We start from the raw sequence: 25,222 nt of genomic DNA, 5'->3' as shown, positions 1-25,222 counted from the left end.
TATATGTTATGGTTTTGAATTTATATGACTTTCTTAATTAGGTAAAGTCAAGAACTTCATAGACAATAATCTCATCTCTTTATAGTAGATCAGAATAAGTATAAAAAACCTGAAAAACTATAAAGAGAGCTTTTTCATGCTTAAAAGGTCAGGAGGTCTAGAATGTAAATAACTCTGTACCTTGGTTATCCTAGGCTAGTTTCCAAACATTGCTCATTTAAAAGGTTATAGTAATATCCCTCATTTTCAATAAGCTCTTCATGATTACCTTCCTCTATAACTTTACCTTTATCAAGAACATATATATTATCAGCATCTTTTATCGTTGATAGTCTGTGAGCTATAATAATAGTTGTTTTATCCATTAAATATTCTCTTATATTCTCTAATATATGTTTTTGAGATATATTGTCTAGTGCAGAGGTAGCCTCGTCAAACACTACAATTTTAGGATTACTTAATAGTGTCCTTGCAATTGATATTCTTTGTTTTTGACCACCAGATAATTTTATACCATTCTCCCCAACTCTAGTGTTAAATCCGTCTGACAGGTTAAGTATGAGGTTATAAATACCAACTCTTTTACATATGTCTATTACTCTTTCTTTACATATATTTTTATTACCTAATGTTAAATTATTAAGTACGGTATCATCAAATAGAAATAGGTCTTGGGTAACTATAGATATATTTTTTCTTATATACTTAAGATTATAATTCTTTAATGATATATTATCTATAAATATGTTTCCATCATCGACATCCCATAACCTAAATAGCAATTTAACTATAGTAGACTTACCACAACCACTTGAACCAACTAATGCAGTTACTTTTCCTTTTTCAAACCTTATATTTATATTATCTATAACTTTAGTATTCTTTTCATAAAAAAAACTAACCTCATTAAAACTTATATCCCCATTAAAGCTGTCTACATACTTTTTTCCTTTATTATTTTGATTTATAGTTATAGGTTCTTCTATTATACTAAATATGCGATTCATAGATACAATAGATTGTTGAATTTGGGCATTAGACCTTATTATTTTCATACATGGACCTATGAGCCTGTTTGCATATTGTTGAAATGCAATAAGCTCACCTATTGTCATCTGTCCTTTTATTACCTTTAAACCACCGTATCCATAAATACATATCGTTATCAATCTATTTAAGATACTCGATATAGCTATATTACTCGAAACAGTAATATTTAAGTTAATAGATTTTTTTATAAGTTCCTTCTCTTTATTTATATAATTTTGAAAAAACATAAAGTTGGATTTTGACAACACAATATTTATTATATTAGATATGTACTCTTGAACTATACCAGATATATTTCCCTCATCTTTTCTAACCTCTCTAGTTTTGTTTAATATAACTTCAGCAAATTTTGATTGACTAAATCCTATTAATATTTGAAGTACTATTATCATGAGTAATAAGTCAAATTCCATTCTTATCAAGAATATTAAGGCTATTAAAGCTGTAATACTCTCTATTATTAAAGAAAATAGTATATCTGCTCCAAAGTTTTTTAAAGTAGATATGTCATTTTCTATTATGCTTAATATATTTCCTGTTTTTACATTTGTGTAATAATCTCCTGATAAATTGCCTATACGCCTTAATAATTTTATTTTTAAATTAACTAAAGCTCTTTTTTGCATTATGGAATTTATGTACCCTAAAACTATATCAGATAAAGCCGATATAATACTTATTACAGCGTATATAATTATTAGGTTCATTAATAAACTCTTTTCACCAAGTTTTATAGCGTCATCTAATATCATTTTAGTTAACTGTGGTGTTAACAAATCTAAAATACATATAATTAGCATAATTCCAAATGATAAGCATCCAATTAGCTTATTTCCCTTAAATATTATTTTTAGAAACTTTTTTATATTATTCAATCTATCCTCTCCAATGCTAATATTATCTTAATCATTAGCTTTCAGTAACTTTATATTTTTATTAACTATATTTAGTTATCTAACTTTAACTCCATTTTTATCTAAATAATATATATATCTTTTTTCAACTGTTTATTAATAATATATTCTTTAGGTCTATATTATACTTCTACTAAGTCTCTATAAAAATATTATCTTAAGTAATTTACTTAAGATTAAAGTAACAAATCATCGCAGTACTTTTGGTATACTTTTCAACTTATGAACTATATACTTGTCACTAAGGTTACTTTATTATAATATTATATCTAAATAATTATTGCTAATATTTAAGTATTTTTAGTCTGAAGATTGTAAATACAATAATCTTTTATTATATTTGATAAATAGGTAAATAATTTATAGAAGAAAATAATTCTTCATTCTCTTTTATAATTTCTTCATTTCCGAATATACAATAATAGTTTTCAGTTACTGCTTTTTCAACCATATCGCAAAAAATAAAAATATCTTCTTTTGTTATATTGTCCTCTAACTCTGATAATATTTTCGATCTATCTTTGAATAGATTTGGATATAGTAATTTAATAGTTGCCAAATCATTTTCACATGTTATTATGGGATCTTTAGCCTTTATTATGTAATTATACTTGTATAAGTTAAAGTCTTTAAGTATTGTATTTATATTAGTAGTTATATATTTACCGGTATTTCTGAATACTTCAAACGTAGTAGCAAAATTTGGATCCTTCATTGAGAAAAAGATTAAATTATTTTCGATTATAGATAATTCTGATGCATAAACATTATATTTATTTCTTAAACTTGAAAATAGATAATTATGAGTTATTATATTACACAGTATCTTGTATTTTGAAGAATATTTAAATCCAAGTTCGCTATAATTAAACCCAAGGGCTATATAGTTTGTTTTTATAGTAGAAATAAATCCTTCATTTTTCTTATTAGTGTATAGTGCATTAGTTCTTTTAAATCTACCTTTTTTTAGTTGTAATAAAAAATCACTAATATTATTAAAAACATAATCTTTATTTTTAGCATAAATACTGACAAACAATTTATCTACTGTAAAGATATGTTTAGAAATATCAAATATCTTTTTAATTACCAAATCATAATTATCATTATTATTTAGCATTGTAGTCAGAAAATTATAAAATCCAATTCCATTGGTAGCATCTTTATGAAAATTACAATTTGAAAAGTATGACAATAACCTTATAGGTAATAGACTTCTTATATTGTTTACTAGATTTATATCAATATTTACTTTTAAGTCACATAATTTTTCTTTTATTATATCTGAATCCTTGTATAAGTTACTTAATGTTAATAATTCTTTCAATTTAATCAATAAATCTTTAAAATCAACTTCATTAGTAGATAAGTGTACTACTAATTTTGATGAAACCGAATTATTTTTTTCATCAAATATTGGATAAATACCTATTCTAATTTTATCTTTACAATTAATTCTGTCTAAGTAAGATTTAAAATATATATTTAAAATACTTGTTAAGCATAATTCCTCATATGTAAATTCTGTTATATCAAAGTATATATGAGTATTTATTTTTGAATCATTTTTGCTATAAAAGAAATACTTTATATCATCATGTATTTTTAATTCAGGATTTTCAAATAATAAGTTTCTCTTTACTTCATTGAAGATATTTTTATTAATATTTATGAAGCTATCTGTTATCAAATGTGTACTAGCTCTTATTGGATTGTATTCATTTACAATACTCTTTTTTCTAGCTTTCCTTATCAAATCATTACTTTTTATCTTTTCAGGTTTTACATATGGATATAATGTTATAATTGAATAATTAGGAGAAGCAATTAGTTCCTCTTTAATCTTATTTATGAACTTAATTTTTTCTTTATCGTCCTTGCTCTCTACTATATAAGAAAAGCAAGGAATATTTGAAAAAAAAGCCTCCATAACATAAGTACCTAGTTTTAGTCCATCAATATTATAATAATTATCAAATATATCACCTAGTACAAAGTTAGGTATTTGATCTATATTAATATTACTAATCACATCACTTAAAATCTCTTTGCAAATTTTTAAGAAAATATCATTTGTATTACTTCTGCAGTAATATAATATTATGGAAAAGAAGGGCTTATATAATGAGTTTTTAAAAATTGCACTAACTTTTTTTCCAATTTTATATTTCTTTATGTCTTTTATAAATATTTCATTTTTATGTTCCAGCATGTCTCTACATATTAGATAATATATATTATATTCAAATTGATTTTTGGGCTTGTCAATTGCAAAGTTAACACTTTTGAAGTTATAACCATCTATATCTTCAACTGTTGATAGATATGCACCACTATAATTAGATATTTTCTCATATTCTTTTAACTTTATGTCCTCTATAAAATCAACTTCATTACCTATCGAAAGCTTATTAATGATCGGAGATAAGATTTTTATTATATTATTGATACAATGATTGCCATGTATAAATATACAGCAGTTACGTAACGTATAGTACCTATTATAGTACTCTATAAGATCATCATAAGATAAATCTAGAATGTCCTCTATCAATCCCCCAGATACATTTCCATACACAGAGCCGTTATATAAAGTGAATGGTATATAGTTTATAATATTATAAATAGGCGATGCAAACGCGTCTCTAATCTCATCGAAAACTACTCCTTTTATAGACAACTTATTGTTGTATTCTTCAAGCCGCCAGCCTTCTTTTAAGAAAATATTTTTATTTTTTTTAAAAGAAGGCACAAATATTCCATTAATTATGCTATCAATTTCCTCTATATCATTTTCATTTAGAACATATTCATAACTTGTTTTATCTTGATAGGTTTTAGCAAAATGTTTTAAAAATTTCATACTATTCATCTGACTAGCTATACAATGTTCTATTATATGAGCTGCTCCTCTATTATCTATTGCTGGAGTATATATTGATATATTTATACTTGTCTTTTGGTTACAGTTCTTATCTTTTACAAAAATCAAAGTTAACCCACTTTTATGCTTATACTCATGTCCATATGTTTTTAAGCCTTTTAAGTAAGTTTTTGATATTAACTTAAACTCCACTTTGTATCACCTATCTTTCTATAACAACTTACTAAAAAATTTCTCAATATAATAATTGTACCTCGACTTTATCCATATACCTTTTCAAGTCTATCTACTATGTCATCAAGATATTGTATATTTTGGTCATTATTAAAAAGTTCGTAGCATGCATGACATGAGTCTACAAACTCCTTTTTGATATTTATTGGTAAATTATTTTCTATTATATATTCATAGTATGGCTTTATCCCATATTTACTTATAAATTTATTATGCTTATTTTCATGTACTTTTTTTAGCGATTAACTCATAAGAATGTTCACACATAGATCCAACTAGTCTATTAGATATAATTGAAAACATAGAGCCACAAGGATATACACTTCCATCCGGTGTTATTGTTATCATTCCACCGTCTTTACAGAATCTATCTATATTTTTTTTATAAATAAATTGATCCTCTTTAAAGTATTCCTTTGCTCTACCTAAAGGATAGCATGTTTGCTCTAGTAAAATTGTACCTGTTGATTCATCCTCAATATGACTTAATAAACCTCTTAGACGATCACTATTTTTCGTGACAGTACACCCTACTACTACTTTTAAATTTATATTTTTTGCAGCATTTAATACATTTTTTATATTTTCATATGGAATATATTTGCCATGAAATTCATCTGAACTTATTTTGATATGATTTATACCCGCATTACGTAAAGTTTCTAAAATTTCAAGTGAGATATTATAAGATTCTGCCCAAAAACAATTTGTTGTAAGTGTAATATTCATTCCAAGACTTTTTGTATATTTTGCAAGTTCGATGATTTCATCAAAAAATATAAGTGGTTCTCCACCAGCTATTCCTACCATTTTTACTCCACATTTCTTAGCTTCACTTACATATCTTTTTGCATCAGATAAACTCATCTTTTCCTCTCTTTCAGGAGAACATGAAAAACAACAGATATCACATGACGCAGTACATTTATACGTATATATAAGTGCTAATAAATAGTGTTGCATATTCTTAACCCCCTAATTTTATGTGCTTATTAGCTATTTTTGTACTTCAGTTAGTTAATTCATATAAATATATATAATTTTATTATAAAAAAACTAACTTTGTTTAACCTCTCTATTGTTACTATGTTGCTTATTAGTCCCAACTTAATTTTATAATGCGCGCTCCTCATTACTTTCAAAAAAAGAGTAGTATTTTAGAGCATTTTCCATAATAATTTTTGAATATTCGCATGATACATCATCATTTGAATACAAGTGACATCCGCCTCCACACAACCTTTTTGCCCAACAGTTGAGGCATCTTTCTTCTGGAGTAAATGTCTTTTTAAACTTATCCCATTCAATTCCTTTAGATATACTTCCTACATAATTTTCTTTTTCATTTAAGGCAAATTCACACTTATATATTTCCCCTTTAGGAGTAAACTTTATTGTAAAGGGATTAAAGTATGTACACTCTGCTTTTATAGTTCTATTTTTAATAATACTCTCCATATCAGTTATATTTCTAATACACTTCATATTGCCATTTAATAGTTCTTCTTTCATCATTATCATAATTTCTTCTAATTCTTGTTTAAGTAAACATATTGAGTCCTTGTCGATTGCTAACTCTTTTATATCTGTCTTAACAATATCTATGAATACATGATTAAAACCAAAGTCCCAAAGAAACTTTACATCTTCTTTTAGCGATTTAATTCCAGGCTTAGTTAATGTTACCCTCGCTCCAATATTTCTGTAGCCTCGTTCTTTAATCATATTTATATTATTTGCAACTATACCAAAAGTTTCTTCTCCACTAGAGAACTTACGATTTAAATTATGAATATCTTTTGAACCGTCAATACTTATGTGTACATACATTCTATTACTTATTATCACATCTAAAATATCATTGTCCATGATTGTTCCGTTTGTAGTTATTATATAGTTGGGTTTCAAGCCTAATTCACTTGATTTTTGATTAATATATTCTGTAGCAAAAATAAATACCTCTTTATTGAGTAAAGGTTCACCACCAAAATATTGAACATTAAACCTATTAGCTTTTTTATTTACATATTTAAAAAAATAATCTATACATTTCTTTGCAGTTTCAATAGTCATCATAGATTCATTTCCATAGGTTCCACTATCAGCAAAGCAGTAGGTGCATTTCATGTTACATGAGTATGATATTGACAGCCACATCTTACTCAAAACTTGTCCATCCAACCATAAAGATTCTTCTATATTTTTATTTTTTCTAACAAGGTCTTTATTTTGTCCTTCTCTTAGGTTATATTGTTTAGAAAGCTGCTTGAGAAAGTTTATACTATTTTCTACTTCATTTTTATCAAGCCTATATAATGAATCTATAATATTTTGTTTACCATACTTTAAATTTATTAGTTCAACAACTCGATTCATAGTTTCAGTTGAAGTAAATACTAAACCTGTATCTGAATCATATAGAAAATATTTATTGTCGAAGTCATATGAAAAATATCTTTTGTTAAGCATGTTTATCATCTCCACTTAAAAAATTCTTTTGCCTTCTCAGGATTATTTGACATTAGTTTAGCATAAAGAGTTAAGCTTTCTTTAAGTAATATTTTAGTTTTCGTACACCATTGATCCGATGGAGTATTTATATTATTACCATATATATAGTTTTCGTATGCACATCCATCTCCACAGTAAAGTTGAGCCCAACAGTTTAAGCATTTTTCTATCTTCTCTTTTTTAAATCTATGTTTAAGCAATTCAAGGTCTTTATCTTCTATATTTCCAATACTATACTCTTCATTCCCAATAAATCTATAACACTTATGGGCTATACCCTCTGGAGAAAATATAAAAGCTCCATTATGCCAGAAAAAACAGTTAGTAGAGAAGTTTTTTTTATGTATATTACCTACTAGCCTAACAAGACCATTATACGTATGTTCTCTGCCTTCTATTATGTTGTTATAGGTTATCTCTGATAGTTCTCTTACTTGTGAGTCTAGTGTTTCATAATCCTCATATTCATAAAGTTCATCTTTACTAAAAACTAGATTTGAATATACTAGATTTATTCCTATATCCCAAAGCTTTTGAACTGACTGTTTCAGGAAAGGAATATCGCTCTTAGTTAAAGTAATTTGAGATGATATATTTTTAATGTGTGGTTGTAATTTTTTAACATTATTAACTATATCATTAAAGCTTCCTTTTCCAGAAGCATATGGACGATTCTTATTATGCATTTTCTCAATTCCATCTATACTTATACTTATTTTAAAGTTATTATCACAAAATAATTTAATAATATCATCATTCAAAATCGTTCCATTTGTAGTAATATTATATCTTGCTTTCGCATTTATGCTTTGTAGTAAACTATTTATATAGTCAACTGTAAAAAACATAGTATCTTGATTCATTAGTGGCTCTCCTCCAAAGAAAGCAACCTCAAAAAATTTTTGTTCTTTATTTATATTGCTAAACCAGTAGTCAATACACTTTTTAGCAGTATCTCTGGTCATTAGCATCCTTTTATGTCCATAATCACCCCCATTACCAAAGCAATAATTACACCTTAAATTACAATCATGTGAAATATTAATCCACAAACATCCTGTAAATGAATCTCTTTCATCACACTCGTATTTTTCATTAAATAATTCATATACCTTACCTTTATATTTTAAAAAACCATCTTTATTATAATCTTTTATTGTTTGTATAGCTTCATTAATCTCTTTAGATGAAAAGTCTTTTTTCAAACTCCTTATTATGTCAATGCAATCATCGTCATCATATAAGTTATACATTTTATTTAGATTCAAAATATCATATATTATTCTATTCACTTCTGATAAAGTAGCGCTACCTCCATCATATATAAAAAATTTATCTTCTACTATTAATGGTAGAAAAGGACTTTCTATAGCTTTCTCCATATCCAATAGTTCCTCCTATAGTACTAGTATTTATTAAAATCAAAATCTTTAAAGTTTTTAACAATATAATCATAAATATACAATTTTAAAGATAGAACATGTCTTTTTAGATCACATCTTAAAGCTTTCTGTTCTTTATTTTCCCAAAGCTTATCTGCTAAACATTCACCACCACACAAGTATCTAGCCCAACATTCTTCACAGTTATCTTCATTATTTAAGAGCTCCTTTATTTCTATAATTCTATCCTTATAAATTCCTTCATTTATATTACCAATTTTATACTTGTCCCACATAAGCATATCACATGGATAAATATTTCCATCTGGAGCAAATGAAACTCTATTATTGAATGTACCGCATGTTAGGAATACAGGTTTCTTATAGTGAAGTTTATCTAAATAATTTAGTAATGGATAACAGCTAATATTCTTACCTTCTGTTATTTTTTGTATTATTAAATCAGACAATTTTTCATATTCTTTTTTTAGGTATTCTATATCATCTACTGTAAATTGTAGATCTTCATTATCAGTTTTAACTTCAAAAAAGTGTATATGATACACACCTTGGTCAAATAAGTTTTGTGCTATTTCAAATATATTTTTATTATGTGGAGTTACTGTAACGTGAACACTGCTTTTTTTTGTCTTAGTTATAAGTGGCCAATTACTCATAATATCATCGTAGGAACTTTCTCCATTTTTACCTGGTCTTAGATAATCGTTAGTTTCCTTTATGTGACTGTCTAAGCTAACCATATAAGGGATATTGTGTTTTTCAAATATATTAACGTTATTAGCATCTAACAATGTTCCATTTGTAGTTGTAGCAAAATATATTTTTTTGTTCCTTTTTTTAGCTTCTATACTACCATATTCAATTATCTCCTTAAACGCTGACATATTTAATAGGGGCTCTCCTCCTATTATTGTAACTTTTATTTTTGGGGATTCTTCAGAGTTATCTAAAATATAATCTATTGTTTTCCTAGCAATCTCTTTTGTCATAGTATATTGTTTTCCGTGTCCTCCATCACATGCAAAGCAATATTTACACGCAAGATTACATCCATAAAATACATTAATTTCACACCCAGTTATTCTAATTTTGCTACTGTTAAATTTATTAATAAATTCTTTGTTATATTGTTCCGCCTTTTTATCTTTTTCTAAATAATCTTTAATAACTTTCTTATTATTAGTATCAATTCTATTATTAAATCCATCTATTTTTCCTATATCATTTGCAATTTGCATTATTTCACTATCAAAATCAAATAAAAAAAGGGAATTAGGTAAAAATAAGTATTTCCTTTTATTTATATCTATAGTATGAAACATTTTTTCTTATTCCTCCTAACTTTCTTTAACTAAGAAATTTTAATATATCTATTCTTATTGTATTGGTTTAAACTTTTTACTGTATCTTATTTAAAAGTGCACTTTTTGATTGTTAAACTTTTATTTAAACTTATATGCCCTTCTATTAAAGTAAATATGTCACAACAATAACGATATAAAGAATACGGTTATACTAACTATGAGTTCCATATATTTCTTAATAATATAATCTAAAACGTAATTATTTTTGTAACAGAGATATTAATAAGTGAGAAAAAGAAGTTGTGAGAAATGTTTTACAGTAGATTTTACATAAATAATAAAAGTAGACACTTACGTTAATTTTACTAAAAGTTTTTCTTATATCTTTTTATATTTGAATGCCTTTCTTAGCTAATAAAAAAATATTTATTTCTTTCTCTCTTTCTTTAAGGCCTTACTATTAAGTCAAATTTATAAATACTAGCATTTATAAATTTGACTTAATAGCTTAGGATAATTTTCATATATACTACAATATAATTTTAGACTTTCTTCAACAATTATTTTTGTAAGCTCACATGATAATTCATATGGGTCATAAATATTGTTATTAAATGTATAGTTTATCTGCGGACATTGAAAGCATAATTTATTTATCCAACAATCATCACATTTTGAATTTGTGTTTTTATTTTTATTATACTTTCCCCAGTCTAGTTCATTCGATATATTTCCAACCATAAATTCTTCTTGTTCAATCAATCTATGACATTTGAAAATTTCGCCGTCAGGATCTACCATTAGACTATTTTTAGAATAGAAAGTACAGCTATTATCCAAATAATTATGTAATATTTTTCCGTATTTTATAAAGGTCAAAATATATTTATTATTATTATCAATAATATTACGATAGGTTATTTTTGCCAAATCCTGTATTTGTGGTTTTAATATTTTGATATCTTCTTCTGTTAATTTAAGACTTTTGTCTTTAGAAGAAACTATTTCAAAGTTAACATTTGTAATACCTAAGTTCCATAAATCTTCTATAGATTGTTTTAATCTTGGAACATTATCATGTGTTAAAGTTAATCTTGCGGTTAATTTATTATAACTTTTTTTCAACAAACCTATAGTTTCTATAACTTTATTAAAAGTTCCTTCACCAGAACAATATGGTCTATTTTTATCTTGTATTTCTTTCTCACCATCAATACTAAGAGTAATACTAAATTTATTTTTAGTAAACAAGTCCAAAAGTTTACTATCCATAATAGTAGCATTAGTCGTCAACATGTATTTGATATTTTTGTTATGGCCAATTAAATTATTTATATAGTCTACAGCAAAAAATAGAACATCTTTGTTCATTAAAGGTTCTCCTCCAAAAAAAACAACATTTACTTCTTTGGACTCTTTATTTAAATACTTAAACCAATAATCAATTATTTCTTTAGCCTTTTCGACAGTCATAAGTTCTGTTCTTTTTCCATAATTTCCACCATCTCCATAACAGTATATACATCTCAAGTTACAATCATGGGATATATTTAACCATAATGATTTAAGCACTTTTTCTTTGTGCCAATAATCTCTTTCAATGTTATTATTTAAATTATATTGATTTTCATTATGAGAATTAATCTTTAATATCCATTCCTTTATAATAGAAACTTGTTCTCTTACAAGCTTACTAGAATACTTTCCTTCTAACTTATTAACTATTTCATCATCATTATGATTAGATAGAAGTTTTAAAATGTCATTAAGTAAATCTGTGTATTCGAATAAAGTTTTATAGTTTCCAATGAAAATAAATTTTTTGCTATTATAATTAAGTATTTCATATGAGTTGGTATTTATAGGATGCATAATTTAATTTTGTCAGATTTATTCTGACTTCCTCCTTATAATTATTAATAGTAAGTATAGACTATAGTCTATACTTACTATTTTATTAGAAGAAATATATTTATGTTTTTACTTGTGTTTTGTATGTATCACCTAAAACACATTATTTATTAGTTAATTAATTAATTTTAATAAATGTGTATCTTTAGTTTTTAATGAAATGTTGGATCACAGATTCCTATACAGTCATCACACACATCGTCATTACCACATAGTATCCAATCATTTTTATCCTCAGTTATCTCCTCATTGATAGGTTTAATTAAGTTATTATCTTTCATTTTATCTAACTCCCTTCATATTTTTTATAATAGCTTATATAGCATAAATATATTTCTTTCTATCTATATGGTTAATATACAGGTGTGAACATATTTTCTATAGTATAAATAATGTTATACTTGTCCAATAAAATATCATGTCTAGTTTTATAATTACACCATATATTAATAACTAATTTATTTTTAATATCGTTATACCTTATATAAATATTTTTTTATACATCTTAGTTTATATATTACTCAATTATATTTTCAAAAGTGTAAATATTTAGTTAGTAGTTATATAAGTTAAATGTATATACAATTTTTATCACTTCTTGTTTTCATATTACTATACTAAAATGATTTATATATATATATATAATAAGTTATCATATTTTGGTAATATTCGTTATTTTATATTTATAATTAGTACATAATTTATATAATTAACGTTTGATACTATTATAGAATTATAGCTAATACAATTATTTAAAAACATTAAAAGATATACGCCTAAAGATTATCTAATTTTTACTTTTACGTATGTTAACCATTGTAAAACCTTTACCAGATAGTATAAATATTTTTAGAAGTGAATTTTAGAAGTTTCAAATATGTATAAGAGAGATAGATTAGATAAACTGGATATTTAAAGATTTAGTTTGAAATATTAAATAAAATTAAGATTAAAAACTGCAAGATATGATAATATTAAAATTACTTCTTAAAAAGTTAAATAAATGCTTAAATCTATGATCTTCACAATTAAAATTTTTCTCTTATTCTCAAAAAAATAATATCCAAACCCCATATACAATATAAATAGGTTCTGGATATTATTTTTTAAATGTTATATTGTTAAATCTCCACTAAGTGTTTTGCAAACAAATTTTAATAAATCAATATATTTACTTTCCTCTTAGAGTAACGTTATGTATCTAGAAGTATAAACTTTACTTTTCCTATCATTAGTTTATTTTCTACTTAACCCTAAAATATTATATTGATCCTATTATTTCTGAAATTCTTTTATTTTTAATACGTTTCAATGGCCCTAAAATAGAAACTAGTGTCATAGCTATAGTTATTATTAATATCAATGCAATTTGAATGAAAGGAAGTTTCCAAACTACATGGTAATGTGAAAGGAAGTTTGAAATTAATGTTCTTTGTAGCAAGGTTCCAATTATAAAGCCTGAGATGCATCCTATAAAACTATATGTGGTAGCTTCAATTAAAACCATCTTATTCAATTGAGTATCTGACATGCCTATAGCCCTCATTACCCCTAAGTATCTAACCTTAGACTCAACACTTGTATTCATAGTATTTATTATATTTAAAATACTTATCAAAGCAATTACTATAACGAACCCATATATAAAAACTGCCATAGTAAAAAAAGTTTGATCCATTTCAGCATTTTGTTGACGTGAATCCAAGAAAGTAATTGAATCATTTGTGGCATCCTTTATTTTATTAACTGTTTGATCTTGATATTTTTTGTCAAGTTGAATATCAATAGTTTTAAACTGTGATTTACCAGTTAGTTCTGTAAACTGCTTTTCTGTAGTTATGAATGTAGCTAAATTTAGTTGAGAACTACTAAATGGAACAGAGCGTATTATACCCATTACTTTCATTTCTTTTACTCCATTAGAAGTTTGAAGATAAATTTTATCTCCAAGTTTCAGGTCAGCTGTTTGTATAGAAATATTATTTCTTAAATTCATAGCAACCGCTATTATACCATTCTCTTTATTAAGTTTATCTTCCGACAGTTCTCCATCAACTAAATCTTCTTTCGCCCAGTTTAATTGATTTCTATCATAAGATATGAGCCAAGATTTTTCAGGAGGAATAAATAAACTATCATCCTTAATTGTAATATTTCCCATGTCCTTTTTATATGATTCAGTTAGTCTATTTGAGTCGAAAGTAGCATTTACATAATCAAACATTCTTCCATAAACCCTTTTAACACCATCAATTTTTTCTAACTTTTTATACAAATCATTATTTATACCTTCTTCTGATACAAGTGTAATGTCTGGTGTATATGGTTTAGTAGTTTTAAGACTTATATTAAGAAAGTCAATAAATACCTGAAATCCTAAAAACATGACAATACTTATAGCTATAGAACATGACATTAAAAAAAGAGTTTTCTTTTTCATAATAGCATTATTTATTCCCATTGCAATTTCGGCATGAAGTATTTTAGTCAATGTACCTAGTTTCTTTTTCTTAAAAACTTTTATGTCTTCACTTCCTGTTACTGCATTTACAGGAGAAATCCGTGATGCTTTTTTAGCTGGTAAAAGTGACGCTATGAATACAGTAAAAAAACCAATTAAAATTCCTGAAACTATTCCTATAGTGCTAAAGGTAAATAGTGAAATGTCAGAAAAAAGATTTTTATTAAAAAGCTTCAATATAGCTGAACAAACAAAAGTCAAAAACATACCTATAAGCAATCCAATAGGTATTGCTTTAATAACTATAATAAAAGCTTCTCTTCTAACTAATTTTTTAATTTGTGACTTTGATGCACCAATACATCTTAAGAGTCCAAACTGTCTTACTCTTTCCATAATAGAAATATTAAATGTATTATATATCATCATAACACCAGCAATGAGAACAATAAAAAATAATACCGATCCAGTAATATATAATCCCATAACTGTGTTATTTGTACTTTGCCCCATAATAGCAAGTAAACGTTCGTTACGTCCTATATTATCATCTGGTATATCTAATAATTTCTTTATATCGTTTTCTGCTTTAATTATATTAGCTCCATTTTTAAACTCTATAAGATAAAGGCTTTGTTTTTTTACCATTATATCTTTAGCACCACTAGTAGACATAATTACTCCTGGTATTCCTGATGCTTTCATATTTCCTAAGTCATTATATATACCACTTATCACAAATTCTCTTTCAATATTATCTGAAAAGGCAATCTTAACACTATCATTTACTTTTAAATTCTTATTAAATACTTCTGTTGCCCATTTTTCTAACATAATTTCATTTTTATTTGTAGGATATCTTCCCTCAGCAACCTTTAAATTCATATTTGTAGCAAATTTTTCGTCAATTGCTCCTAACTTACACTTTACATTTTCTATACTTCCATCTTCAAAAGTTAACCATGTTCCTGAATTTTGTACATCAATGCGACTTGATATTATAGATATATCTTCTTCAGACGCATCTTTAATCAAAAGATGATAATTCCCTACATCATTTATTACCTGTATCCTTTCAAATCGTAAGAAAATATCCAACATAGAGAATATTCCTGTAATAAGAGCAACAGATATTGCAACACTAATAACAGTTAATCGTGTTTTCTTCTTATGAACCTTTAAATACTTTGAGGCAAAGTCAAGATAGACTTTCATTATTTAACACACCCCAATTCTGTTACAATACCATCCTCTACATTTAAAACTCGGTCTGCAAATGAAGCTATATTTGGATTATGAGTTATCATTATTAAAGTCTGATTATATCTCTGAACAGATAACTTCAATAGATCAATTACATCTTTAGTGTTTTTAGTATCAAGATTTCCAGTTGGTTCATCTGCTAAAATAATAGAGGGTTTAGTTGCTAGGGCTCTACCAATAGCTACACGTTGTTGCTGTCCACCCGATAATTGATTAGTAAGATGGTGTTTTCTCTCCGTTAATCCAAGGACTTCTAGCAATTCTTCAATATAGTTCTTATCTGGTTTTTTATAGTCAAGCAATAAAGGTAATGTAATATTCTCTTCAACATTTAATTCTGGTACTAAGTTATAAGATTGGAAAACAAATCCGATATTGCGTCTGCGAAAAACTGTTAGTTCTTTTTCTTTCATAGTAAATATATCATTACCATCTAAAAATACCTTTCCTGATGTAGGCACATCTAATGCTCCAAGCATATTAAGAAGTGTACTTTTTCCTGAGCCTGATGGTCCTACGATAGCAACAAATTCTCCTTTTGCAACAGAAATTGTCACGTTCTTTAATGCTTCTACCTTTGTTTCACCTTTTCCATATGTTTTACACAAATTTTCAGTTACTAATATATCCAATATAAGCACCTCACTCACTGTTCTTTTAAAAAGATAATAATATAGTAATCTTACTTACAAGTGAATTTAATCTTACATATTAGTAAGTTTAGGGAAGGTTAAATAAAAAATAGTTCCTTTGTCTAGTTCACTTTCAACAGCTATGGTTCCGCCATGTTTTTCTACGATAAATTTAGAAAAAGTAAGTCCAATACCTATTCCTTGTTTATTTTTTGAAAATCTACTTCTATAAAACTTTTTAAAAACATAGTAAATGTCTTCTGAATGAATACCACTTCCATTATCTTTGATTGTTATAGTTGTTGATAAAAATGTTTTATCACATATAATTTCAACTATGCCATTACACGCAGTGTGGTCTAATGCATTCTTAATTATATTGCTTATAGCTTCTAGTAACCACTCTTCATCAAAGTTTAAAATAATATTATCATTACAATTTAGTATGAGTAACTTATTTTCTAGTTCAGCACAAGTATAGAATCTTTTTATCAATTGTTCAAGAGAACTTTTTAAATTATGATTTTTTCTATCAAGTTCGATGGTGCCTGCATCTAACCTTGCTAGTTTTAACAGACTCTGAATCAAACTTTCCATACGACTTAATTCGCTATCACTTTTAAGTGCAAAATTATGTACTACTTCATTTTCTATTTTTTCATCTATTATAATCTCATTATACATCTTTAGTGCAGCAATAGGAGTTTTTAACTGATGTGATATATCTGAAATTATGTCTTTTAAAAACTCTCTGTTTTGCTTTTCTTTTAATATATGTGATGTTAAAGATGTTGCCATTCTATTAATAGAGGTAAAAAGTTTTGACAAATTTCCCTCCTTATTGTCATCTAAGCGTATTCTTATATCTCCATCCATAAATTTTGAAATATCTTTACTGGCTTTTTCAATTTTTCTTTGTTGATGTGTGTCAAAGATTAATAAGGCAGTGATAATAGTTATAGAAAAAAATATAGAAGTTATCATAAAGAGTATTGAATACTTTTGATGAAAGTTTTTTATTTGAGGAATTAAATTATTCTGTATACTATCATTATATCCTGCCATTTTCAATATCTCTTTTCCCAGCTCAAACTCTTTTTCTGTCTTTGATATAGTAAAGGCATTTATAATTTCAGACTGATCAATATTATTTTGGTATAAATATCCTGCAATCTTATAGTCATGTTCTATCATTTCTTTTCTATAATTATCTGTAAGAATATTTACTACTAATTGTCCTGATATAGTTGAACTCAAAAGAATAAATATTATAATACAAAATAGCACTTTAAAATCCTTATCAACAAATATTCTCATATGTAAATCCTCACTTTATAATATTCCATTTGTAACCTATTTTTCGTATTGTTAATATAGCCTGTGGATTATCAGGATCATCTTCGATTTTATTTCTTAGTCTCTTAATATATACAGACAAAGTATTATCTTCTACAAAGTTGCCTTCTCCATCGCCATCCCAAAGTCTATTAAAAATCAATTCTCTTTTTAAAACTATATTAGGATTCTTCATTAGTAGACATAAAAGTCTATACTCAGCAGTAGTAACATCTATTTCTTTATTATTTTTGAATACACGACTTTCCATTAGCTTTACAGTTATACCATTCGATTTGAGCTCATTTGGATCCGTATTCAACAATTTAGCACGACGAAGTAAAGCATTTATTCTGGATATAAGTTCATTTAACTTAAAAGGTTTCGTTATGTAGTCATCTCCTCCTATATCAAGCCCCATTACAATATTTACTTCCTCATCTGAAGCAGTTAAGAATATAATTGGTATAGAGGATGCTTGTCTCACTTTTTTACAGATCTCAAATCCACTACCATCTGGTAAATTTAAGTCAAGAATCAACAAGTCATATCTTAGACTTTGATACATAGAAAAAGCCTCTTTTATAGTTCTAGCTATATCAACATAAAATCCACTTTTTATGAGAGAAAATTCAAGTCCTTCAATTATACTTAAGTCATCTTCTACTAGTAAAATACTATTCATTGATGATTTATCCCCCTTTTTAGCCTATATAGTTTCTATTATAGTAAATTAAATAGTGAAATATTATTTAACATATTTTTATTTTATTATAATCTTATTACCATAAATATCAATTATAAGCACTATTCTATGTTAACATATTATTTTATCACTAGCACGTATTTTAAGTAATTCTTTTCATATAGAATTTTTTAAATAAAAATATTTATATTGTTAAGTGTTTTTTACAATTAAAAATATGATATTATCTATAGACATGTCATATTTGGAACATTAAATATCTTTACTTAAAAGTATTCACATAATTAATTATCACTATATATATCACAATATTAAATATCCTTTCTAACTATAGTAAAATAATTTTTAATTATATGTTTATTAAACTAACTCCTAACACATAATATACTGTCAATATATTAAAATATGAGGTGAAGATATAATGAAAGATTATTTTGACAATTTAGATGTTATTGAAAGGAATCTTAAATATTTTACTGACAATCATGGTGAGATTTTTGATGCCTATGAGAATTATGGAAAACTAGTTCATGAAAATGGTGCCATATTAGATGAGAAAACACGCTGGCTTATCAAAGTAGCTCTATCTACAAGCTGTCAGTATGAATATGCTTTAAGAACACATATTCAAAAAGCATTACACAGTGGATGTACAGAAGAAGAAATAGAGCACGCTATACTTCTTGTATCGCCAACATGTGGATTTCCAAAGATGATGGAAGGATTACTGATACTAAGACATCTTATAGAAGAAAAAGTATAGCAACTTTCGATAATAAATATCTGTTACATATTCTACATTACAAAACATCAACTATCTTTGTTAAGTTTGAAAGTATAATATAGTAAAAAGTGTACGTTTCTAGAAAAGTAATACTTTTTAAAATCTGTTGTGTTTTGTAATGATAGAATAATCTTTTATGTTAATAGTAAACATGAGTTAATATATTTATATCAATACGAATTTCAGCTCATTCAGAATTTATAAGCTAATCATTTCTTTGTATATATAAACTACCATCACTTTGTATTTCTGCATAAAACACTTCGTTAATTGACTTTATATTTAATTTCGATAATTCTTTATTTAACCACGCTCTTGTTAAACCCAACTCTCTTAAATTCTTTTTAACTAAACTTCCGTCAGTAATTATTTCTGTAGGAATATGCTTAATTTCAGATGATGATATTAACTCTAAATCACTCTTTTGTGCTGATTGATATTGCATTTTTTTCAATATGCTAATAGTTCCATTAGGTTCTAGAATAGCATAGTCTACTTCATTTATAGAGAATACTCCTCTCTGTCTAATTAGCATAGTAAGGTCATCTAAGTTCAGTCTTGCTAAATGTAGTGCTCTTTTATCTATAACACCTTTTTTCACCAAAATTGTAGGCTCACCATCTAGCAATATTCTCATTTTAGGTGATTTCAATCCAATATAACCTATTATTACCGTAAGGATACACCATATGACTAGACTTGTAAGCTCTTTCATATATGATTTTGTATCTAATATTACCATATTAGCAGCAATTGAACCAATTGTAATCCCTGTAATGTAATTAAAAAAAGTTAAGTGACTTAGTTGTTTTTTTCCTAAAAACCTTGTGAGTAATAGTAATATAAAAAACGTTATAGTAGTCTCTAAAGCTATTTTCAGATATCCTACATTCACTCCTTAATCCCTCCCTTTTGATAAGCTGTATAGATAATATAATTAATAGTTCAAAACAAAATATACTTCTGATCTAATTATATTATTTGTATGTTAGTCATAAAAATCATTATATATACCATATGAGTTGAAGTGTAATAATGTAGCGTACCTAATTATATAAATAATTTTGATTTCATTATCATACCTTTTATTCAAATTTTATATCCTCAAACATATTCTAACTCTAGAATTAAATCACCTTATTAACTATAGAGCATATGATATTACAAAACATATGAAAGGAATGAGAAATATGTATAATGCTTATGGAATATATCCATGTCCTTGGTATGTTGATGCTACAGCCCATTACTTAGACAATATGTATGATGCTTATAGAGGCTATTCATATCCTTACTGGGCTGACGAACCATACTATGGATCGGACTTATATACAAAATACATTGAATTAAAGGACTATGGACCAGAACCATTTGTAGTTGATATCGAAGATGCTACTAAGCAAAATAATAATTTTCGTACTACTTTATGGACAGGAGATTACTTACAGCTCACTTTAATGAGCATTGATGTTGGTGAAGATATAGGTCTGGAAATTCATTACGATGTTGATCAGTTTATACGTATTGAAGAGGGTCAAGGCCTTGTGAAAATGGGAGATGATAAAGACAATTTAGATTTTCAAAGAAGAGTATCTGATGACTCTGCATTTATCATACCTGCTGGAACATGGCACAATCTAGTCAATATAGGTCATAAGCCTATTAAGCTATACTCTATTTATGCACCACCTCAGCATCCACATGGCACAGTTCATAGAACTAAAGCAGATGCAGAAGCTGATGAGGAAGCCCATGGACATTAGTATTAAAGATATCACTTCTTTTTAAAATTCAGATTAACATATTATTTAAAAACAAAAAGCACCTACAGATAACTTGTAGGTGCTTTTTGTTTCTTCTAAATAATTTACTCTTAATTTTTTATATTAATTTATTGAAATATAAATATGTATTTCTGTATTACTCATATCACTTCCACTTTGATATTCTTCAAAATCACAACTGCATTTTCGGTCTAAATCCATTGACCATAGCTTATTCCAGAACTCCGACACAGCTTTTTGCACATCACCATTTACAATAAACTTAGCATATTTACCATCAGGTATTATATATGTCTCTACAACATCAACCATATTTGAAGAGTCTGATATCTCACAACAAACCATAATATCATATGTTCCATTAATACCACTTTCATAGTTTGTGTATAGACCAATTGATTTTTCATTTTTTTTATTTGGTATAGACTCATAAATTCCTTTTTCAAAATACTTTTGCCAAAGCTCTCCTATTACTTTTGACATATTAGGATCACTATTACTTGTTTGAGATTTCAAGCCTGATACTGTTTTTTCCTTTAAATATACTACTTCATAATTCATTTTTTATACCTCTTTTCATTTAATAATGAATTCAGTATAGCACTCATAACTTGACAACTATATGTCATATTATAAATATTTCTTTAATCCGTTCTCTAATTTTATTTTTATTTCTTCTCTAATATGTTTAGGACTTAGCACCTCTATACTATTTCCATATGAAAGTATATATCCATAAATCCATTCAGCTTCAGGAAAAGTTGTATTTACAATAAAATGTCCATCATTATCTTTTTGAATACATTCTGGATCAAATTCATCATAAACTCTATAAGCCATACTTTTATCAATCTTTAGTACCAGTGTTATTACACTGTTGTTACGTGATTTGAAGTTGCTCCAAATATCTTTGGGAGTTTCCCTTTTAAAGGTTTCATTTAAAGAACAGATATTTTTAATTCTTTTGATTTTAAATATTCTAAAATCATTTTTAACTCTACAAAATCCATGTATGTACCAACCCTGTCCTTTAAATAGAAGCTTCATAGGTTCAACAGTTCTTTTTGTTTTCTCACCATAAGAACTAAAGTAGTCAAATACTAAAACGCTCTTATTCAAAATTGCAATCTTTATCAAATTAAACTTTTCTGATTCACTATCATCACTACTCCAGTCAGAAAAATCAACGTCTATCCATTCCTTTTCTCGCTTATTAAAAAAGGTACTCAATTTATTAAGCACAGAGTCAATCTCAGGAAATTTTATAGACTTCAAACTTTGTAAGCTCATCAATATTTCATTTTGTTCCTGATCTGATAATATCGACTTATTTAATACAAAATTATCCAAAATGCTAATACCACCATACTTCCCCTTATTAGTATATAGTGGTATTCCAATACCTGAAAGAGTATCAATGTCACGATAAATTGTTCTTGTGGAAACTTCAAAATGTTCAGATAACTCTTTTGCAGTCACTGTTCCTTTATCAAGTAAAATATATACTATCCCAAATAACCTATTAATTTTCATATAATATCACCTAAATATATGATACCACAATAAATTGATGTTAAAGAGACAGTCGTTTTTAATTTACCAATGACTCATATTTTTCAGATTTATTTTGAATAATTTTTATACAATATTAAGTTTAACCACATATATTTTTATTTTACTATTATATTGGAGACACGCATGACAGTAAGCATGGGTAGACTTTATGGGGATTTACTCTAATAGCTTATACCAGCTATATTATACGCAACATGGTGTCTCCATGAATTATTTCTATAGTTAGATTATTCGTTTATATTGATAGTTGTAATTATCAAATTCTTAGCTTCCTATTCAAGCCATCTTATTACTCAACAAATTATAATCAGTATAAAGACTAAGTCTATTATGTATATATATTTTAAAGTCATAACCTTTTTATATATTAGATAATTTCTATTTTAATTAAAAGTTGTTTAAAGCTTATGATCCTAACTATCGGAGTAAATCAACAGCTCTAAAAAGAGATGATATTGCACGTAATAGTTAACATATATGAATATCTTAACTATTTAGAATTATCTTTAAAACATACTTGCTAAGCTTGATACAAGTTGTAGAACATAATTATATTAGTTTTTAGTATTACTTACATATGACATTACACTAATTAATTTAAGTATGTTTAAACTTTTTTGCTACATATAATAATATCATTCAGGAATAATATAGTCAACGAAATTATACTCCTTGAGAGTTATTTTAAATCTATAGGAGTATTAAAACTATTCTCTCATCTATATATACTTATTCTAGGAGCGTGATATTGTGGACAATGTTTATTTAGGTAGTAGGATAAAAGAATTAAGAAGACATAAAAATTTAACACAAGAGCAATTAGCTGAATTAGTTAATATAAGCACTACACATATAGGACAAATTGAACGTGGTGAAAGAGGAGCTTCTTTAGATACTTTAATTAGTATTTGTAATTGCTTAGAAGTTACACTTGACTATCTCCTAAAAGATTATATAGATAATGAGGATGAGCTTCTAAGAAATCAATGGAATGTTATGTTAAAAGGAAGAAGTGATAAGGAAAAGGATTTAGTTATAAAAATGGTCAGAACCCTAATTGAAGGTTTAGATGAATGTAAAGAATAGTTATAAGCTAAATATATTAAAATAACCTCTATATAAATAATAGGAAGTAAATGTTCTATATAGATAAAACATTAAAATAAAAAGGCAAGCCAAAAACTAAAATTTCCTTTAATTAAAATACTTAATATTTTCTCTTTATTCTAAGGATATTCATATTTCGGCTTGTTTTTTATTTCTAAAACTTTATAATCTAAAAACTTTGATAGAATCAATATTATTAGTTTAAAATTAATAATTAACCTTAATACTCTTATCGTTAAATATGTAAGCTTTATCTAATTGACTAGTTATTAGAATCGTTTTTTTATATACCTATCTTTTCTACCATTTATGTATTCTATAATAACTAATTTTCCTGTACATTCTTATGTTAAGTAACATATGGTATCAAAAGCATTACTATTCTTATCATAAAATATCTTAGCTTATTTTATTGAATTCATATTCAAAGTATTATATTGATTTGTTTAATTTGAATTATCTTCTACTATATCATTTTTAGAGTAGGAGCAAGCCAAACAGTTCCTGTTCCCTTATAAACATTCACAAGTCCTTCTCCAGACGCAGCAGAACCTATTAAGGATTTAGTAGATTTCTGAACAGTAAATTCTAGTGAAGAGCTCCACAGTACTACAAAATTTCCATCTACTTTTAATGTATCATTTACAAGGTTATATACCAGAATCTCACTTAAAGGCACTTTAGACTCTAATAAAAGAGGTCCAGAACCCTCTGCACATAAGTTAAATAAGCCCTCTCCTCCAGCTACTGCAGCAGAAAGTCTTTGAATAGGTTTAGCAGATATTTTTATACCTTCTCCTGCTGCAAAGAACATACCGTCATCCATGCAGATACTTTCATTCTTCAATTCATGTAAAATAAAATGCTTATATGATGGTTCTAGATAAATCTCTCCTACTCCCTTATAAAGAGGTTTTATTGCTTTTTCTCCTGTTACTTTAGAAGATACAAATTTACCTAGGAAATCCCCTACTCCTTTTACATTAGTACCTATATCTATATCACCTTTCATGAAACTCATAGCTCCACTAGATAACTGAACTCCTCTTGTACCGTCTAGTGTAACACAACATTGTCTTAACTTTACACCAGCTTTATTCATATAAAATATATTTTCTGCCTCTTGCGCGTTAGTCGCTGTAAGATTGTCGTATTCTAAAACTTCAATATTAATACCATCACTCTTTAAGCTTTCTGCTACTGTTAAATTTTTTCTTAAAGACACTTTGTTCTCCCCCATTTTATAAATTTCCTTACTCATCAGTGATGAGATAAAGTAATTTGATTTTTAGAAAAATATTAAATTCCACAATATATTATATATTAAAGTATTTGCTATGCATACCTTACATAAAAAAGATATT

The 25,222-nt window shown here is 26.5% G+C and carries 19 protein-coding genes; 3 read left to right on the top strand and 16 right to left on the bottom strand.

Annotation, left to right across the window (positions count from 1 at the left end; all coding sequences use genetic code 11):
- Nucleotides 1-185: 185 nt before the first annotated feature.
- From CURI_RS03970 to CURI_RS03920, 12 genes are all read right to left on the bottom strand, one after another.
- Nucleotides 186-1,925, bottom strand: coding sequence for an ABC transporter ATP-binding protein (locus tag CURI_RS03970; protein ID WP_014966994.1), 1,740 nt, complete (start codon nucleotides 1,923-1,925; stop codon nucleotides 186-188).
- A 373-nt stretch (nucleotides 1,926-2,298) separates the two neighbouring features.
- On the bottom strand, nucleotides 2,299-5,040 hold the full coding sequence (locus CURI_RS03965) for an insulinase family protein (protein ID WP_014966993.1): 2,742 nt from the start codon (nucleotides 5,038-5,040) through the stop codon (nucleotides 2,299-2,301).
- Between the two features lie 264 nt (nucleotides 5,041-5,304).
- On the bottom strand, nucleotides 5,305-6,045 hold the full coding sequence (locus CURI_RS03960; protein ID WP_014966992.1) for a radical SAM protein: 741 nt from the start codon (nucleotides 6,043-6,045) through the stop codon (nucleotides 5,305-5,307).
- A gap of 150 nt (nucleotides 6,046-6,195) precedes the next feature.
- On the bottom strand, nucleotides 6,196-7,551 hold the full coding sequence (locus tag CURI_RS03955; protein WP_014966991.1) for a radical SAM/SPASM domain-containing protein: 1,356 nt from the start codon (nucleotides 7,549-7,551) through the stop codon (nucleotides 6,196-6,198).
- 5 nt (nucleotides 7,552-7,556) lie between these two features.
- Entirely contained in the window at nucleotides 7,557-8,975 is a 1,419-nt protein-coding gene (locus tag CURI_RS03950) for a radical SAM/SPASM domain-containing protein (protein ID WP_144275998.1), read from the bottom strand.
- Between the two features lie 23 nt (nucleotides 8,976-8,998).
- Nucleotides 8,999-10,318, bottom strand: coding sequence for a radical SAM/SPASM domain-containing protein (locus tag CURI_RS03945; RefSeq protein ID WP_014966989.1), 1,320 nt, complete (start codon nucleotides 10,316-10,318; stop codon nucleotides 8,999-9,001).
- A gap of 462 nt (nucleotides 10,319-10,780) precedes the next feature.
- Nucleotides 10,781-12,172: a radical SAM/SPASM domain-containing protein gene (locus CURI_RS03940; protein WP_014966988.1), complete on the bottom strand. Its 1,392-nt coding sequence runs from the start codon at nucleotides 12,170-12,172 to the stop codon at nucleotides 10,781-10,783.
- 191 nt (nucleotides 12,173-12,363) lie between these two features.
- Nucleotides 12,364-12,492 (bottom strand): hypothetical protein, encoded by a 129-nt coding sequence (locus tag CURI_RS16315; RefSeq protein ID WP_266353828.1) that lies wholly within the window; start codon nucleotides 12,490-12,492, stop codon nucleotides 12,364-12,366.
- A 980-nt stretch (nucleotides 12,493-13,472) separates the two neighbouring features.
- On the bottom strand, nucleotides 13,473-15,887 hold the full coding sequence (locus CURI_RS03935) for an ABC transporter permease (RefSeq protein ID WP_014966987.1): 2,415 nt from the start codon (nucleotides 15,885-15,887) through the stop codon (nucleotides 13,473-13,475).
- Nucleotides 15,887-16,567, bottom strand: a complete 681-nt coding sequence (locus CURI_RS03930) for an ABC transporter ATP-binding protein (protein WP_041701518.1) — start codon at nucleotides 16,565-16,567, stop codon at nucleotides 15,887-15,889. The genes CURI_RS03935 and CURI_RS03930 overlap by 1 nt, the downstream gene beginning before the upstream one ends.
- Before the next feature lie 72 nt (nucleotides 16,568-16,639).
- Nucleotides 16,640-17,884, bottom strand: a complete 1,245-nt coding sequence (locus CURI_RS03925) for a sensor histidine kinase (RefSeq protein WP_014966985.1) — start codon at nucleotides 17,882-17,884, stop codon at nucleotides 16,640-16,642.
- 10 nt (nucleotides 17,885-17,894) lie between these two features.
- Nucleotides 17,895-18,587: a response regulator transcription factor gene (locus tag CURI_RS03920; RefSeq protein WP_014966984.1), complete on the bottom strand. Its 693-nt coding sequence runs from the start codon at nucleotides 18,585-18,587 to the stop codon at nucleotides 17,895-17,897.
- 442 nt (nucleotides 18,588-19,029) lie between these two features.
- Here CURI_RS03920 and CURI_RS03915 point away from each other — a divergent pair, with 442 nt between their 5' ends.
- Complete coding sequence (locus tag CURI_RS03915) at nucleotides 19,030-19,371, top strand: carboxymuconolactone decarboxylase family protein (protein WP_014966983.1); 342 nt, start codon at nucleotides 19,030-19,032, stop codon at nucleotides 19,369-19,371.
- A 226-nt stretch (nucleotides 19,372-19,597) separates the two neighbouring features.
- On the opposite strand, the gene CURI_RS03910 is transcribed toward CURI_RS03915, so the two are convergent.
- Nucleotides 19,598-20,287: a DUF421 domain-containing protein gene (locus CURI_RS03910; protein WP_014966982.1), complete on the bottom strand. Its 690-nt coding sequence runs from the start codon at nucleotides 20,285-20,287 to the stop codon at nucleotides 19,598-19,600.
- A gap of 295 nt (nucleotides 20,288-20,582) precedes the next feature.
- Between CURI_RS03910 and CURI_RS03905 the strand changes: the two genes are divergently transcribed.
- The gene (locus CURI_RS03905; RefSeq protein ID WP_144275997.1) at nucleotides 20,583-21,155 is read left to right on the top strand and encodes a cupin domain-containing protein; all 573 of its coding nucleotides are present in this window, start codon (nucleotides 20,583-20,585) and stop codon (nucleotides 21,153-21,155) included.
- Nucleotides 21,156-21,278: 123 nt separating this feature from the next.
- Here CURI_RS03905 and CURI_RS03900 read toward each other — a convergent pair whose 3' ends face one another.
- Nucleotides 21,279-21,737 carry a GyrI-like domain-containing protein gene (locus CURI_RS03900; RefSeq protein ID WP_014966980.1) on the bottom strand — a complete coding sequence of 153 codons (459 nt, stop codon included), beginning with the start codon at nucleotides 21,735-21,737 and terminating at the stop codon, nucleotides 21,279-21,281.
- A 69-nt stretch (nucleotides 21,738-21,806) separates the two neighbouring features.
- Nucleotides 21,807-22,709 (bottom strand): helix-turn-helix transcriptional regulator, encoded by a 903-nt coding sequence (locus CURI_RS03895; RefSeq protein WP_014966979.1) that lies wholly within the window; start codon nucleotides 22,707-22,709, stop codon nucleotides 21,807-21,809.
- A 792-nt stretch (nucleotides 22,710-23,501) separates the two neighbouring features.
- Between CURI_RS03895 and CURI_RS03890 the strand changes: the two genes are divergently transcribed.
- Nucleotides 23,502-23,837, top strand: coding sequence for a helix-turn-helix domain-containing protein (locus tag CURI_RS03890; RefSeq protein ID WP_014966978.1), 336 nt, complete (start codon nucleotides 23,502-23,504; stop codon nucleotides 23,835-23,837).
- A gap of 487 nt (nucleotides 23,838-24,324) precedes the next feature.
- Here CURI_RS03890 and CURI_RS03885 read toward each other — a convergent pair whose 3' ends face one another.
- The gene (locus tag CURI_RS03885; RefSeq protein WP_014966977.1) at nucleotides 24,325-25,083 is read right to left on the bottom strand and encodes an AIM24 family protein; all 759 of its coding nucleotides are present in this window, start codon (nucleotides 25,081-25,083) and stop codon (nucleotides 24,325-24,327) included.
- Between the last annotated feature and the right edge of the window lie 139 nt (nucleotides 25,084-25,222).

This window comes from Gottschalkia acidurici 9a (assembly GCF_000299355.1).
Lineage (GTDB): Bacteria > Bacillota > Clostridia > Tissierellales > Gottschalkiaceae > Gottschalkia > Gottschalkia acidurici.
Note: the sequence above shows the minus strand (reverse complement) of the source record. Positions and strands in the feature narration are given on the sequence as shown.

Excerpts from the sequence above, each read along its gene's own strand:
- CURI_RS16315 (WP_266353828.1), bottom strand. The coding sequence starts at position 12,492 with ATGAAAGATAATAACTTAATTAAACCTATCAATGAGGAGATAACTGAG.
- CURI_RS03940 (WP_014966988.1), bottom strand. The coding sequence starts at position 12,172 with ATGCATCCTATAAATACCAACTCATATGAAATACTTAATTATAATAGC.
- CURI_RS03900 (WP_014966980.1), bottom strand. The coding sequence starts at position 21,737 with ATGAATTATGAAGTAGTATATTTAAAGGAAAAAACAGTATCAGGCTTG.
- CURI_RS03905 (WP_144275997.1), top strand. The coding sequence starts at position 20,583 with ATGTATAATGCTTATGGAATATATCCATGTCCTTGGTATGTTGATGCT.
- CURI_RS03925 (WP_014966985.1), bottom strand. The coding sequence starts at position 17,884 with ATGAGAATATTTGTTGATAAGGATTTTAAAGTGCTATTTTGTATTATA.
- CURI_RS03955 (WP_014966991.1), bottom strand. The coding sequence starts at position 7,551 with ATGCTTAACAAAAGATATTTTTCATATGACTTCGACAATAAATATTTT.
- CURI_RS03895 (WP_014966979.1), bottom strand. The coding sequence starts at position 22,709 with ATGAAAATTAATAGGTTATTTGGGATAGTATATATTTTACTTGATAAA.
- CURI_RS03935 (WP_014966987.1), bottom strand. The coding sequence starts at position 15,887 with ATGAAAGTCTATCTTGACTTTGCCTCAAAGTATTTAAAGGTTCATAAG.
- CURI_RS03945 (WP_014966989.1), bottom strand. The coding sequence starts at position 10,318 with ATGTTTCATACTATAGATATAAATAAAAGGAAATACTTATTTTTACCT.
- CURI_RS03950 (WP_144275998.1), bottom strand. The coding sequence starts at position 8,975 with ATGGAGAAAGCTATAGAAAGTCCTTTTCTACCATTAATAGTAGAAGAT.
- CURI_RS03960 (WP_014966992.1), bottom strand. The coding sequence starts at position 6,045 with ATGCAACACTATTTATTAGCACTTATATATACGTATAAATGTACTGCG.
- CURI_RS03915 (WP_014966983.1), top strand. The coding sequence starts at position 19,030 with ATGAAAGATTATTTTGACAATTTAGATGTTATTGAAAGGAATCTTAAA.
- CURI_RS03920 (WP_014966984.1), bottom strand. The coding sequence starts at position 18,587 with ATGAATAGTATTTTACTAGTAGAAGATGACTTAAGTATAATTGAAGGA.